General features: G+C 59.5%; 13 protein-coding genes and 1 tRNA gene. 11 read left to right on the top strand and 3 right to left on the bottom strand.

Features of this window, described 5'->3' with window-relative positions:
* Positions 1-21: 21 nt before the first annotated feature.
* The 11 genes from KY494_RS21040 to KY494_RS20990 all read left to right on the top strand — a co-directional run bounded on the left by KY494_RS21040 (position 22) and on the right by KY494_RS20990 (position 10093).
* A complete protein-coding gene (locus tag KY494_RS21040; protein ID WP_219132623.1) occupies positions 22-1338 on the top strand; it encodes an enoyl-acyl carrier protein reductase FabMG in 1317 nt (438 codons plus the stop codon).
* A 315-nt stretch (positions 1339-1653) separates the two neighbouring features.
* Positions 1654-1740 (top strand) — tRNA-Leu (locus tag KY494_RS21035).
* Between the two features lie 175 nt (positions 1741-1915).
* Positions 1916-3133: an integrase arm-type DNA-binding domain-containing protein gene (locus KY494_RS21030; RefSeq protein ID WP_219888115.1), complete on the top strand. Its 1218-nt coding sequence runs from the start codon at positions 1916-1918 to the stop codon at positions 3131-3133.
* Between the two features lie 90 nt (positions 3134-3223).
* The gene (locus tag KY494_RS21025; RefSeq protein WP_219888114.1) at positions 3224-3850 is read left to right on the top strand and encodes a hypothetical protein; all 627 of its coding nucleotides are present in this window, start codon (positions 3224-3226) and stop codon (positions 3848-3850) included.
* Positions 3851-3958: 108 nt separating this feature from the next.
* Complete coding sequence (locus tag KY494_RS21020; RefSeq protein ID WP_219888113.1) at positions 3959-4162, top strand: AlpA family transcriptional regulator; 204 nt, start codon at positions 3959-3961, stop codon at positions 4160-4162.
* Positions 4159-4746 carry a hypothetical protein gene (locus KY494_RS21015; RefSeq protein WP_219888112.1) on the top strand — a complete coding sequence of 196 codons (588 nt, stop codon included), beginning with the start codon at positions 4159-4161 and terminating at the stop codon, positions 4744-4746. Before KY494_RS21020 ends, KY494_RS21015 begins: the two co-directional genes overlap by 4 nt.
* A complete protein-coding gene (locus KY494_RS21010) occupies positions 4743-5396 on the top strand; it encodes a hypothetical protein (RefSeq protein ID WP_219888111.1) in 654 nt (217 codons plus the stop codon). Before KY494_RS21015 ends, KY494_RS21010 begins: the two co-directional genes overlap by 4 nt.
* Entirely contained in the window at positions 5393-7846 is a 2454-nt protein-coding gene (locus KY494_RS21005) for an AAA family ATPase (protein ID WP_219888110.1), read from the top strand. The genes KY494_RS21010 and KY494_RS21005 overlap by 4 nt, the downstream gene beginning before the upstream one ends.
* On the top strand, positions 7843-8355 hold the full coding sequence (locus tag KY494_RS21000) for a hypothetical protein (protein ID WP_219888109.1): 513 nt from the start codon (positions 7843-7845) through the stop codon (positions 8353-8355). Before KY494_RS21005 ends, KY494_RS21000 begins: the two co-directional genes overlap by 4 nt.
* Positions 8352-8564 carry an AlpA family transcriptional regulator gene (locus tag KY494_RS20995; protein ID WP_219888108.1) on the top strand — a complete coding sequence of 71 codons (213 nt, stop codon included), beginning with the start codon at positions 8352-8354 and terminating at the stop codon, positions 8562-8564. The genes KY494_RS21000 and KY494_RS20995 overlap by 4 nt, the downstream gene beginning before the upstream one ends.
* 92 nt (positions 8565-8656) lie before the next feature.
* Entirely contained in the window at positions 8657-10093 is a 1437-nt protein-coding gene (locus KY494_RS20990; protein WP_219888107.1) for a phage major capsid protein, read from the top strand.
* 1069 nt (positions 10094-11162) lie between these two features.
* Here KY494_RS20990 and KY494_RS20985 read toward each other — a convergent pair.
* The 3 genes from KY494_RS20985 to KY494_RS20975 all read right to left on the bottom strand — a co-directional run bounded on the left by KY494_RS20985 (position 11163) and on the right by KY494_RS20975 (position 12833).
* Positions 11163-11408: a hypothetical protein gene (locus tag KY494_RS20985; protein ID WP_219888106.1), complete on the bottom strand. Its 246-nt coding sequence runs from the start codon at positions 11406-11408 to the stop codon at positions 11163-11165.
* Positions 11409-11792: 384 nt separating this feature from the next.
* A complete protein-coding gene (locus tag KY494_RS20980; protein ID WP_219888105.1) occupies positions 11793-12371 on the bottom strand; it encodes an NnrU family protein in 579 nt (192 codons plus the stop codon).
* 69 nt (positions 12372-12440) lie between these two features.
* Complete coding sequence (locus KY494_RS20975; protein WP_219888104.1) at positions 12441-12833, bottom strand: Imm10 family immunity protein; 393 nt, start codon at positions 12831-12833, stop codon at positions 12441-12443.
* Positions 12834-12909 lie beyond the last annotated feature (76 nt).

The following is a 12909-nucleotide window of genomic DNA, read 5'->3' as shown; positions in this document are numbered from 1 at the left end:
ATTTTTGAATGAATTGACACCATGACCGAGATTACGTCCTTAAGAGACATCCCGCAAAAAAATATCTTCCGCAAGGGCGACACCTTTGTGCTGTTCGGCGAGCTGTTCGGCCGCGGCTATGTGAATGGCTTGCTGGACGAAGCGCGCAAGGCGGGCATGAATATCGTCGGCATGACGGTGGGCCGCCGCGATGAAAACATGGCGCTGCGCCCATTGAACGCGGAAGAGCTGGCCGAAGCCGAAGCCAACCTGGGCGGCCGCATCATCAATGTGCCGCTGATGGCCGGTTTCGACCTCGACGCGCCAGCCGGCGAACCGACGCCGACGGCCCTGCTGGCCGACATGACCCTGAAAAGCTGGCAAGAAGACAAGCTGGACTGGGCGCAGATCGAACGCTGCCGCGAAGCCGGCATCGCCCGCTTCAGCGCTTCCGTGGCGAAAGCCATGGCCGAACTGGACAGCCTGATTCCTGACGCCAGCAATGTGTATTTCGCCCACACCATGGCGGGCGGCATTCCGAAGGTCAAAGTCTTCCTGGCCATCGCCAACCGCATCTACAAAGGCCGCGGCGAGCGCTTCATGTCCTCGCGCGCCCTGCTCGACAGCGACCTGGGTAAATTGATCCTGATGAACTTCGACGAAGTCACGGCCAACACCCTGCAACACCTGATCGACGGCAGCGCCGCCATCCGCGCGCGCATCGAGCAAACAGGCGGCCAGGTGCGCTATAGCGCCTACGGCTACCACGGCACCGAGATCTTGATCGACGGCAAGTACCAGTGGCAAACCTACAGCAACTACACGCAGGGCCTGGCCAAGATGCGCCTGGAAAACGTGGCCAAGGCCGCGTGGGAAAAAGGCATCAAGGCGACCGTCTTCAACTGCCCGGAAATCCGCACGAATTCGTCCGACATTTTCGTCGGCGTGGAACTGTCCTTGTTCCCCCTGCTCGACGCGCTGAAAAAAGAAGGCGGCGGCGCCTGGGCCGAAGAGCAATGGAAAATCTGCCAGGGCTTGCTGGAAGACGGCGTCTCGCTGCAAGACTTGCTCGACCGTATCGCCACCTACAACGGCGACGCCACCAGCGTGCAGTTCCGCAACTTCGCCGCCTGGCCGATGGACAACACGCCAGAACTGGCCGACGTCATGATCGGTACCTCGGACGACATCACCAAGCTGCACAAGGAGCGCAAGGAACTGATCACCGACCACCTGAGCTCGCTGGTGCTGGAAGGCACGGGCCCGCTGATGTTCCACACCATGTCGGAACCGCCAGCGCCCGTCATCTGGCTCAACCACGACATCATCGCGCGCCAGCTGAACTCGGTTCACAACTGAGCTTGATGTAGCGCAAGGTAAGCTGCACCACACCGACGGCCCGGCTCATCCCGGGCCGTCGGCGTTTCCGGCACAGCGTTGATGTCCACACGATGGATACGCCGCCATCGCAGGCAGTTGCTACTTGGCCACCAGGAAGGCACTGGGGAGATTGGTATCGATGCCCGCGCACCGCTAGGACGGCTGGCCAGGCGCGGCACTCCGTTTCTTGCGCTGGAATCGGCGCATTCAAGGATGCTCAATGCTGGTGTAAAACACACGCCAAGCATAAAACTTGCCAGATTGTGACAAATCAGTGATAATGCGTCTCGCGTTGCCGGGATGGCGGAATAGGTAGACGCACGGGACTCAAAATCCCGCGCTGGAAACAGCGTGCCGGTTCGATTCCGGCTCCCGGCACCAAAAGATCATGTTATACCGTATTAAGTAGTATTGGAACCCGCCCTTCTCATAGGAGGCGCGGGTTTTTTGTTGTCTTGTGTCGTCTTACAACGTAGCATGAAAGCGTAAAGATTTGACGGTACTTCTGACGGTACTTTTAGATACCGTCAAAAAAAGTACCGTCACGGGAGAAGACATGGCGCTGACAGACACATTCATAAAACAGGTGAAGGCAAGCAAGCCGGCCGGCGACAAGCATGCAGACGGCGGCGGCCTGTATTTGCTGGTAAAGCCAGCTGGCAAATACTGGCGCATGGATTACCGCTACCTGGACAAGCGCAAGACGCTGGCCCTGGGCGTGTATCCGGCGATATCACTCGCAGGCGCCCGCAAGCGGCGCGACGAGGCGCGCAAGCTGCTGGCCGAGGGCATCGACCCCAGCCAGGCCAAGCGCGACGACCACCACGCCAAGACGGCAGCTGCTGGCCACACCTTCGAGGCCATGGCGCGGCAGTGGCTGCGCAACACGCAAGCCGAGCGCGCCGAGAGTACCCAACACAAGAACACGTCCTGGCTGGAAAAAAATATCTTCCCAGAGATCGGGGCGATGCAGATCGCGGCCATCAAGCCCCGCGACGTGCTGGCCGCCCTGCGCAAGATCGAGGCGCGCGGCGCCATCGAATCCGCCCACAAGATCAAGCAGCTATGCGGCCAGGTGTTCCGGTTTGCTGTCGCCTCTGGCCTGGCCGAGCGCGATGTCACCGCCGATCTACGCGATGCACTGGCGGCCGTGCCAGGCACGCACTATGCCGCTATCACCGAACCCAAGCAGGCAGGCGGCCTGCTGCGCTCAATCTTCGACTACAGCGGCCATCCTTACGCCGTGGCGGCGCTCAAGCTGGCGCCGCTGCTATTTGTGCGCCCTGGCGAGCTGCGCGCGGCCGAATGGGCGGAAATCGATATGGACGACGCACTGTGGCGCATCCCGGCCAGCAAGATGAAGATGAACTTTGATCACCTGGTGCCGCTGTCGGCCCAGGCGGTTGTCCTGCTGCGCGGCGTGCATGCAATGAGCGGTACCGGCCGGTACGTTTTCCCGAGCATTCGCACGGCGGATCGCTGCATGAGCGAAAACACCGTCAACGCGGCGCTGCGTGCCATGGGCTACCCGAAGGAGGCAATGACCGGGCATGGTTTCCGCGCCATGGCCAGAACGATCATGGATGAGGTGCTGGGCGAGCGTGTCGACCTGATCGAGCACCAGCTGGCGCATGCCGTCAAGGACGTGAACGGCCGGGCCTACAACCGAACCAGTCACCTGCCGGCCAGGCGGGAAATGATGCAGCGCTGGGCGGATTACCTGGACAAGCTGCGCATCGGGGCCGATGTGATACCTCTGCACGCAAAGAATTGACGATCCATGCCGGCCATAGGCCGATCCCCAAAAACTCGCTCCCTGGCGAGCTGGGCCGGCACCTTATTTCAGGGGCATTAAGGGAATGCAATGAACGACAGACCAGCAAGAGAAGAACGCACATCATTTACAGAGGCCTGTTACGTATCTGACGGTTTGGCAAGCGCATGGGAATTGTTCGGCCTCGAATCCCATTATGCTTTTTTCGATTTTATTTTTAAAGAAATGTGGGACTGCGAAAGCACAAGTGGAGATGGAAAGTATAAAGTTTTAAAAGAAACGGAAAACTTGACCGAGTGGGACGGAAAGCCAATCACATCAAAAGTTAAGTCTGCCCTTATACAAATAGCCATTATTGAGGTCGCTTGCGCATTTGCAATTCAGTCATTAAAAACCAAAAAGAACAGCAAGTTAGCATGGTCTTATGCCTGCGAGGCAAACTTATGGCTTGGGCTGTTAAAGGGAACGATGACAGGCTACGCACAAGCACCTGATGACTCATCAAAATTTGCAAAAGCTGGCGCCGCTGCGAGACATGCTGAAAACCATCAAATGAAGGCTGAAATAATTAAATGGTGGTCGGAAAATAGAAATAATTATAAAAGTATGGATGCGGCGGCAGAACAAGCTGCTGGAAAAATAGCGCCAGTTGCTTTTAGAACGGCTCGAAAATGGATTGGCGACCACAATAAAAAGCAGCGTGCCGGCACAGCGTAATTCCTGCCTGGATGCAATACACTCCTCCGGGATAAGGTCTTCACTGAAATAAGTAAAAATTGCAAAGTACACCCCATTGCCTTACGGCGTATTTACAAGGGGTGTATCATGGCGCAAAGAATTATCCGGCTCGCTGAACTGGCGAGCACAAAGGGCAAACCAGGCAAATTGCCTGTCTCTCCTGACACCATCTGGCGCTGGGTGCGCGGCGGGAAATTTCCCGCTCCGTTCAAGCTCAGCGCCCGCGTCACCGTCTGGGATCTCGACCAGGTGGAAGCCTTCATCGCGCAGCGCGCCGGCGGTGCAGCATGATGCTAAGCCATAACCTCCATAAAAAACCAGTTGACGCATCGCTGATGCCCGCCTATCCTGACTACGTTCCCGAAAAAGAGGGAACCGGGATTGGCGTCCTGCAACTACAAGGCGCGAAGCCTTCAAACATTGATGGCTTTTTTTTCGCGCAACGCATTGGCTTTTCTCCTATGGAGGGCCGTGTGAGGGGGCAGCAATGCCCACTGGTTACTTGTGGCCAGCACGCCAACCTTACACGGTCTTCCACCCCGATTGGCGTCGGGATGGTTGATTTTCAGATCAATCACAAGGAGCACAGCATGGCTAATTCTGCCCGCACGTCCGCACCAATCCCCACAACATTCAAAGCCGGCGCCCTGTCCGTCGATCAGCTTTTCCAAACCGCTTTTTACAACGGCCGCACACCGCGTAGCACGGAATACCAGACCGGCACCCGAGCAGCCCTCGCCTTCCGCATTGAGCGCAAGGATATCGATCCGCCATACCAGGCCGGCACAGCCGCCGCTGACGCATACTTTGCAGGCCTCGCCGAGGGACATGCTCTGTGGCGCACTGCTATGGCCAAGATCGGCGGTGTGGCATGAACAGCGCACTCGATCTCAGTCCGAGCTGTGCTGTCAGCGAACCGCGCTACAACATTCTCACTGAGCAATATGAACTCTTGCATTGCATGCTTACACGCGGCGATGTAAATCGCGTCATCGACGAGCGCCAGTCCATGCCTGAGCAATACCCAAAGTGGCAGTGCACACTGATTGTGAAGCGGGTAATGCCTGCAGCCGAGGAATCTAGCTATCGCGTCGCATTGCGCCGTCATGCTTGGCCAGACGTTATGCCGAACCCCGCTTCCGATGCGAATCTGCCGACGATTTACTGGCTTGGCGATAATCTTGGCTTAGCTTCTGAATGCCTTTTTATTACGGTCGAATGCGGCGATTGGCGTGGCGACATTTGCCTCGAAGAAGCGCTGTTTAACATCGACCGTTTTACTGACGGTGGGCAGCAACGCATTTTGAAGTCCCTGCCGTACCATTTCGATATGACGGACATGAGCCGCACAACGACAACCCCAGGTTGGGGCGTGTCGTTCGCCGGCACGGTGATCCCGTTCGCTACCAAATCGGAGGCCAAGCGCTTCATCCGCGACAGTAACAAAGACGTGGCAGATCGCCGCGGCGGCACCTTCAAGGCTGTCATCGTCCGCATCCCGGCACCGAAGGAGGCTACCCATTGAACGCGCCGCTTTCAAACATCGAGGCACAATTTGCCATCGCCATGGCCGCCTACGACCTGGCGCCGCCCGATATCATCGCCGATGGTCAGCGCCACCGCTTCGATGCGCCAGATGACAAGAAGGGCAAGAAATCGGCCTGGTACATCCTGCACAGCGACGGCGTGCCGGCCGGCGCCTTCGGCAACTGGAAAACAGACCTGTCGGAAAAGTGGTGCGGCAAGTCGGACCAGGTGCTGACGCAAGCCGAGCGCGCCGAATATCGCGCGCGCATCGACAAGGCCAAGCAGGATGCCGAGTTCACGCGCCTGCAGATGGAAGGCGAGGCGGCCGCCGTATGCGCCCGCATGCTGGCCGGCGCGCGCGACGCCACCGACGACAATCCGTATTGCGTCCGCAAGGGCATCAAGCCGTATGGACTGAAAGAGTTCAAGGACAAACGCACCTTGATCGTGCCGATACGCGATGCCGCCGGCACCGTCACCAGCGCACAATTCATCTATGAGGATGGCAGCAAGCGCCTCAAGTCGCACGGCAAGGTCAAGGGCTGCTATTACAGCTTCGGTGGCAAGCCCGTCGACACGCTGCTGGTCTGCGAAGGCTTCGCTACTGGCGCCAGCTTGTACGCCGTGACGGGCTACCCGGTGGCCGTGGCCTTCAACGCCGGCAACCTGGAGCCGGTGGCCAGGGTACTGCGCGGCAAGCTGCCAGGCATCCGGATTATCGTGTGCGCCGATGATGACCGATTCAAGGATACCGGCAATACGGGTTTGATCTGCGCGACTGCGGCGGCCACTGCCGTGGGCGGCTGGCTGGCGGTACCTGTGTTCCAGTCCGACGAGGGCCAGCCCACCGACTTCAACGACCTGCACACCCGCGAGGGGGACCAGGTCGTGACGGCGGTAATCAGCGCGGCCGCGCCAATGGACGGTGCCGATACTGCGCCCGTGCTGCTGGCTGCGCCGTCCGTACCCGCTGTAAGCCTCACCACAGATCGGTCGATGATCCCAGCGGCCGACACGCGCACCGTGAAAATCCGCTGTGCCTCCGATATCAAGCCGCAGCCGATTACCTGGCTGTGGCCTGGCTGGGTACCGGCCGGCAAGCTGACCATCCTGGCGGGCGCGGCAGGCACAGGCAAGACCACCTTGGCGCTGGGCCTGGCCGCCGTGCTGACAGCGGGCGGCACCTGGCCGGACGGTAGCGCGTGCAAGCGCAAAGGCAACGTGCTTATCTGGTCGTCCGAGGACGTGGCCGACGATACGCTTGTTCCGCGCCTCATTGCATCCGGCGCCGACCTGAGCCGCTGCCACTTCATCGAGGGCATCACGGAAAACGGCGAGAGCGTGCCTTTCGACCCGGCCCAGGATATTCCCGATCTGCACCGCGCGGTGGCCGCCATCGGAGGCGTGAGCCTGCTGCTGATCGACCCTATCGTGTCCGCCGTGGCCGGCGACATGCACCGGGCCAATGATGTGCGCCGCAGCTTGCAAGCCGTGGTGGACTTCGCCGAGGCCCACCAGTGCGCCGTGATCGGCATCACCCACTTCGCCAAGGGCGGCGCCGGCAAGGCCCCCCAGGACCGGGTGATCGGCTCCCAGGCATTCGGCGCGCTGGCCCGCATGGTGCTGGTGACGGCGAAGGAAGAAGACGGAGCGCGCCGCGTGCTGGCGCGCGCCAAGTCGAACATCGCGCCGGATGACGGTGGAGTGTCATACAGCCTGGGCATGAGAACGATCGGCGGCGGCATCGAGGCCACCCATGCGGTGTGGGAAGGCGTCATTGAAGGGACTGCTCGGGAAATCTTGGGCGAAGTCGAGCATGACGAGGATAGTGACGGCGGGGAAAAGTCAGATGCCGAGCAATTCCTTAAAGACCTATTGGCGGACGGGCCTGTATCGACGAAGCAAGTGAAAGCTGACGCGGCCGGCGCCGGGTATTCATGGCGCACAATCGAGCGGGCAAAACGCGACCTTGGCATCGAAGCATCGAAAGCAGGAATGAAGGACGGCTGGCAGTGGATTTTGCCGAAGACCGCCAAAAATAGCGAAGACCGCCACACAAATTCAGTGGCGGTCTTCGGAAAAAGTGGCGGTCTTCGTGACGGTCTTCGGGGTGAAGGGTACCGCGAGGCGACCGACAACAATCCACAAGAAACACAACAATCCGCAGAAATTGAGTGTGTTTCTTGTGTTTCTTGTCCAGATTCTTGTCCTACTTTGGGTGATAACGGCAGGCCGAAGGCGCTCAATAATGCCGAAGATGCTCACACAAATTCTATGAGCACCTTCGGAAAAAGTGAGCACCTTCGAGCGTCGGCTCAAGGCCACATTGACAACATCGAAGACCGAAGGGAGCGCGAAGGGAGCGAAGGGAGCGCAGAAAAAACAGTGCTCCCTTCGCTCCCTTCGGGAAATTCAATCGATAGCACGACAATCGAGGTGACATTATGACGCCCGCATATCTGCTGGCCGAGTGTCAAAAATCCGGCGTATTGGTCGAGCTGGCAGCCGGCGTGCTCAAACTGAAAGGCCAGCCCGACGCGGTGCAGATCGCCGCCGATAAGCTGCGCCCGTTCAAAGGCGACCTGGTGCGATACCTTGATCGACTGGCCGCCGAACAGTTCCTCAACACGGGGGAATTTCGTCAAGTATCGCGCACAGCGGCGGCCGTCGACAATGTCATCGGTATCCGGCTGGCACTGTTCCATGATCGAGGCTTGAATCGGGCGGCCGCAATCGCACTGGCGGATCGGCTGACGGTGCGCGACCAGCAGCACGACGAGCGGCGGGTATGTCTGGAATGCGTACACATGGCCGGCACGGTCCACGCCAGGCGCTGCGGTGAGTGGCGCAAGATCGGAAAGAGTGGCTCACCCATGCCGGCCGACCTGGTGGACATATTGCAGCGCTGCCGTGGCTTCAAGGCGCACCCGAACCAAGACAACGAAGGAGCACCATGACAACCACCGCAATCAGCCAATACATGCGGCGCAAGCTGGTGGCGCACGAACTGGGCATCAGCCGGCACACGCTGGCCAGGATGATCGAGCGCGACGCCACCTTTCCGCGCTTCTTTGAAATCACGCCAGGTATCACGGTTATCGCGCGCGCCGACTTCGATCACTGGCTGCGCGCAAAACGCCTTGCCAGCCTCACAGCGACACGCTGATACCAAGCGCACCACGTTGCCACCGTTTGCACAATTGCGGCGCGTGGTGCCGCTGAACGATCCTTGTGGCCTCACTCATTGAAAGGAAACACATGGATCGCCTCGCAGAACTTCAAGCGGAAAACACAGCAATCCTGGCACGCGCCAAGGTCATGCTGGCCGAATACCCCGGCAGCAGCTGGGGCACGACGCACCAGGCAGAATGGAATGCCAACATGCACCGCATGACGCAAATTGACAGCGAAATCGCCAGCCTGACCAACGCCGACAAACCTACCGCACCCGCATTGAAAAACGGCGGCCCGGTCCCGCGCGGCATCGTGTCCGTACAGGCGGAAGCCGACCCTTCCGATATCGCCGGGCTTGTCGAGGGCGTCAATGCTGCCTTCGGCGAATTCAAAACCAAACAGGACACCCGTGTGGCCGCCATCGAGCAGACCCTCGACGGCCTGACAGCCAACGCGACAGCGGCGCAGATGAATGGCACAAGCCCCGCCGCCCTGCGCGAAATGGCGGCGCCAGTCATCGGCCCCAAGGCCATGCATAATTACGGCGAGTTCAAGGCCCACTTCGCATCCAAGGACGACAGCACCGAACAAGTGAGCGTGACCGAGTTCCTGCGTGGCGTGGCCGGCATGCAAACCACCGCAGCAGTGCATGCCGCTCTGTCTGTCGGCACCAACAACGCCGGCGGCTATAGCGTGCCGGCCAAGACCATGCCGCTGATCCTGGGCGCGCTGTCTTCGGTATCGAGCCTGATGCTGGCCGGCGCCGGTATCGTGCCGATGGACGAGGGCGCGAAGAGCGTGACCACTGCCGTAGTGGATAAGGTCCCTACCGCATCCTGGCGCCTGGAGCGTGGCGCCGTGGTCGAGAGCGATCCTGTCTTCCGTGGCGTGCTGGCCGCACCGCAAAGCCTGGCCTTCTATTTCAAGGTCAGCCGCGAACTGCTGGCAGATGGCCAGGGTATCGAGGCAGCCCTGCAGATCGCCATCGGCCAGGCGTTCGCCCAGGCTCTCGACTATGCGGGCCTGCGTGGCTCTGGCACGGCACCAGAGCCGCGCGGCATCCGCAACACTGAGGGCGTCACCCAGCTGACCTACACGCCAAACGGTGAGACGCCACCGAACTACAGCTGCTTCCTGAATGGCATTGAGGCCATGCTCAATGCCAATGCCCCGATGCCTACCGCCTCGATCATGGCACCGCGCACGCTCATCCAGTTGAGCGGCCTGACCGATACCACCAACCAGCCATTGCGCAAGCCTGAGCTGTTGGCCACCCTGCCCATGATCGCAACGCCGCAGATCCCGACCAACTTGGTAGTAGGCACGCGCAAGAACAACACCGAGATTTACCTGGGCGACTTCACCAAAATGTATTTCCTGATGCGCGAGAGCCTGAGCATCCAGCTGCTGCGCGAAGCCTTCGCCACCACCGGCGAGATTGGCTTCCTGTGCCATGTGCGTGCTGATGTCGTTATCACCCATCCCGCCGCCTTCGTCGTCGTCAACGATGTGCATCCGTAAGCACTGAGCAGTACCGGCAACACCGAGGCCCAGCCCATGCGCTGGGCTTTTTTACGTGTGTACGAATTGAAGTGATGGCGAGAAAGTGGCGAGCACCACCCCGCAGAGCCGCATTTTTCCTCATAGTCATGATTATTGAGAGTCATCGGTTAGACGCTGCCAGCGCGCCCGCAAATCCAGCGCGTTACAGTAACGTTACTGTGTGCAGCCTGTGGGCATTGAAGGGGCTTGTAAGGGCAGAACGCCACAGCGCCGCGCTCGAACACCCCGCTTCGGGGTTCTCGGGCAGCGCCCACAGGCCCGCCAAGACGCCGATCGCCATCGATAGGCCCAACGGCACCAGTTGGTACAGCTTGACAGCGTGGCGGCCTGGTCCTGCGCCGTAATGCACGGTTGCCAGGCCGCTGGACTGGCCGCGTGGGCAGGCAGGAGGCCGAACCAGAGGGGCAAACCGAAATGATGCATAGGAGCAACATCAACCGGGAGGGGGGGAGGAAAAGTCTGGCAAGGTCGCCCGACCTAGACCGCGTCCTCTCCCACGCGCAGAATTTATTTCCCTTTTGAGGATTTTGTTAAAGCGGTTTAACATGCTGCTGAGAGCGCTGCCATAGGGGAAATGGTTAAAAAAGATCAATTGCCGACTGTTAAAATGTTAAAGCCTGTCAACGCCTTTTCACGTCAACTAGCAGGCGCCCAGGAGCACCACATAGGGAACACTTTTCCTTTTGACGGTACTTTTGACGGTATCTAAGTGGCACAACGGCGTAAAGTCGGCCGCCTATGCGGGTTTCATGGCGAAATTCGATTCCGGCTCCCGCACCACCAGACACATCGAAGAAGTACCGATAAAGCCATTAAATCCAATAAAATCAAGGATTTAGTGGCTTTTTTCTTGTCCGCTCATTCCGAACACCAGCGTTTATTCCCGATAGAGCTGCACATTACGCCCAAGAAGTCGCCGCTTGGGCGGTCGAACGGGAAGCGCTACTGCGCTGCAGCGAGGCGAGCTATGAGCCGCAGCGGGGCATTGCCGCCGCGTCACTGGATAGCGGCCGACGATTCCTTGCCATCATGAGTAGCTCATTTCCAGACCGGCCATCCTGACAACGAAGAAGGTGACGATCCCCAAGGCCAGGAGCAACAGCATGAAGACTGCGACCACCTTGCCGCTTGCGCGCAGCACCGCGCGGTTCTGCTTCGCCTTATCCTTATCCTTCTTCCCTTGATCGTAATGCCACTTGATGGCGAAGAACATGCCCGTGCAGAGCACGAAAGCCTTGAATGTCACGAAGACTATGGGGGTCCAATCGATCATTTTGCGTATTTCCAGTCTATTACTTGACACTATCTATCGTGAGGAGCACTGCCTCAAAACGCTGCGTCAGCAGCTTCTGTGCAAACCATCCCCCCAGACATCCTGTTTGACTCTTTCATTATATCTACCTATGAAATAACAATGGCATCGGGCGCAGTGATTGGCCGAATGCGGATGAGAGAGGAGAAAACGTCAGCGACTGCCATGCAAGGATGCTGCCGCACGTGTTGAAGCATACTACTTCAAAACAATTTCCATACATTGAGACAAAATGTCCCAGTTGAAAACCATGCAAGATGATCATTTGGCTATCTGCTTGCCGTGATTGGCCGGGAACAAGGGAGCGGGCACAGCAGCAGGGAAGCTGCTGCCTAAGGCTAGTACTTAACCAAACGGCCGCACGCCAAACAGCACGCCATGCAGCCAGAACGCCAGCAGCAGCCACAGCGCGACCCCAGCGCCGATGGCGATCAGGGTGCCTTGCATGGTGCCGCCCGGGTACGCCACGCCGGCCGCGCGGTCGCGCCGCACTGCGGCATACAGATCCACCGACGACCAGACGAGGAAGCCGCCGAACAGCAGCACGTCGGCCACGCTGCCGTTGGCCAGCAGATGCGCCACGGCCCAGAGTTGCGTGCCCAGCAACATGGGGTGGTGCACCCAGGTCTTGATGCGGTTGCGCGGCACATTGGCCGCCGCCAATAAAATCAGCGAGAACAGCATCAGCAGGGCGCTGGTGTGGCGCAAGCCCATGGGCGGCGTCCACAGCACCAGCGCGTGCTGGCGCGCCAGGGCATAGCCCCAGATGATCAGGCCCAGCCCGGCAAACGCCACGAGCGAATACAGCCCCTTCCAGCGCTTTTCGCCGAGACGCGCCAGTTGGGCGCTGCGCCAGCCATCGGCGACGATGCGCACCGAGTGCAAGCCCAGGAACAGCAGCAAACCGAGTATCAGCACCGTCATCGTCTTCTCCCGCAGTCAATAGCAGCTACCGAGCATAGACGACGCCATGGCCGGCGTCGTCCGCGCAGATCAACGTTCCTCGCGATAGTAGTCGCAGCCCTCGAACGTGGTGCGCAGCGCCTGCTGCAGCTGGGCGTAGCGCTCCGGCGTCAAATTGAAACGCACGTCGATCTGGCCGTCGTCATCCATCTGCATGGCCGCCTCGGCATCCATCGGCACGGACAAGCGGTTCGGATGCAGGATGACGGCGTGCATGTGGCCATACCAGGCAAATTCCTGGCCGCAGTATTCAATATACGGTTCGTCCATGCCCATGGCGACGTCCTGCTCGTCATACTCGTCCGCGCGCTGCAACATCAGGTAGACGGGCTCGCCTTTGTCGGCCGGCGCGGCCAGGGTGGTAATCAGGGCGTCGTCTTCATTCATGACAGACAACTCGGTGGCGGTAAATCCTGCGGACATGGCGTGCTTTCAACAAATAGAGGGATGACGCCACCATAGCGCAAAAGCGGCGCGCACGACATAGGCACGGGCGAAT

The sequence above is a fragment of the Janthinobacterium sp. PAMC25594 genome, from assembly GCF_019443505.1.
Taxonomy (GTDB): domain Bacteria; phylum Pseudomonadota; class Gammaproteobacteria; order Burkholderiales; family Burkholderiaceae_D; genus Janthinobacterium.
This window is presented reverse-complemented; position numbering and strand designations above follow the sequence as displayed.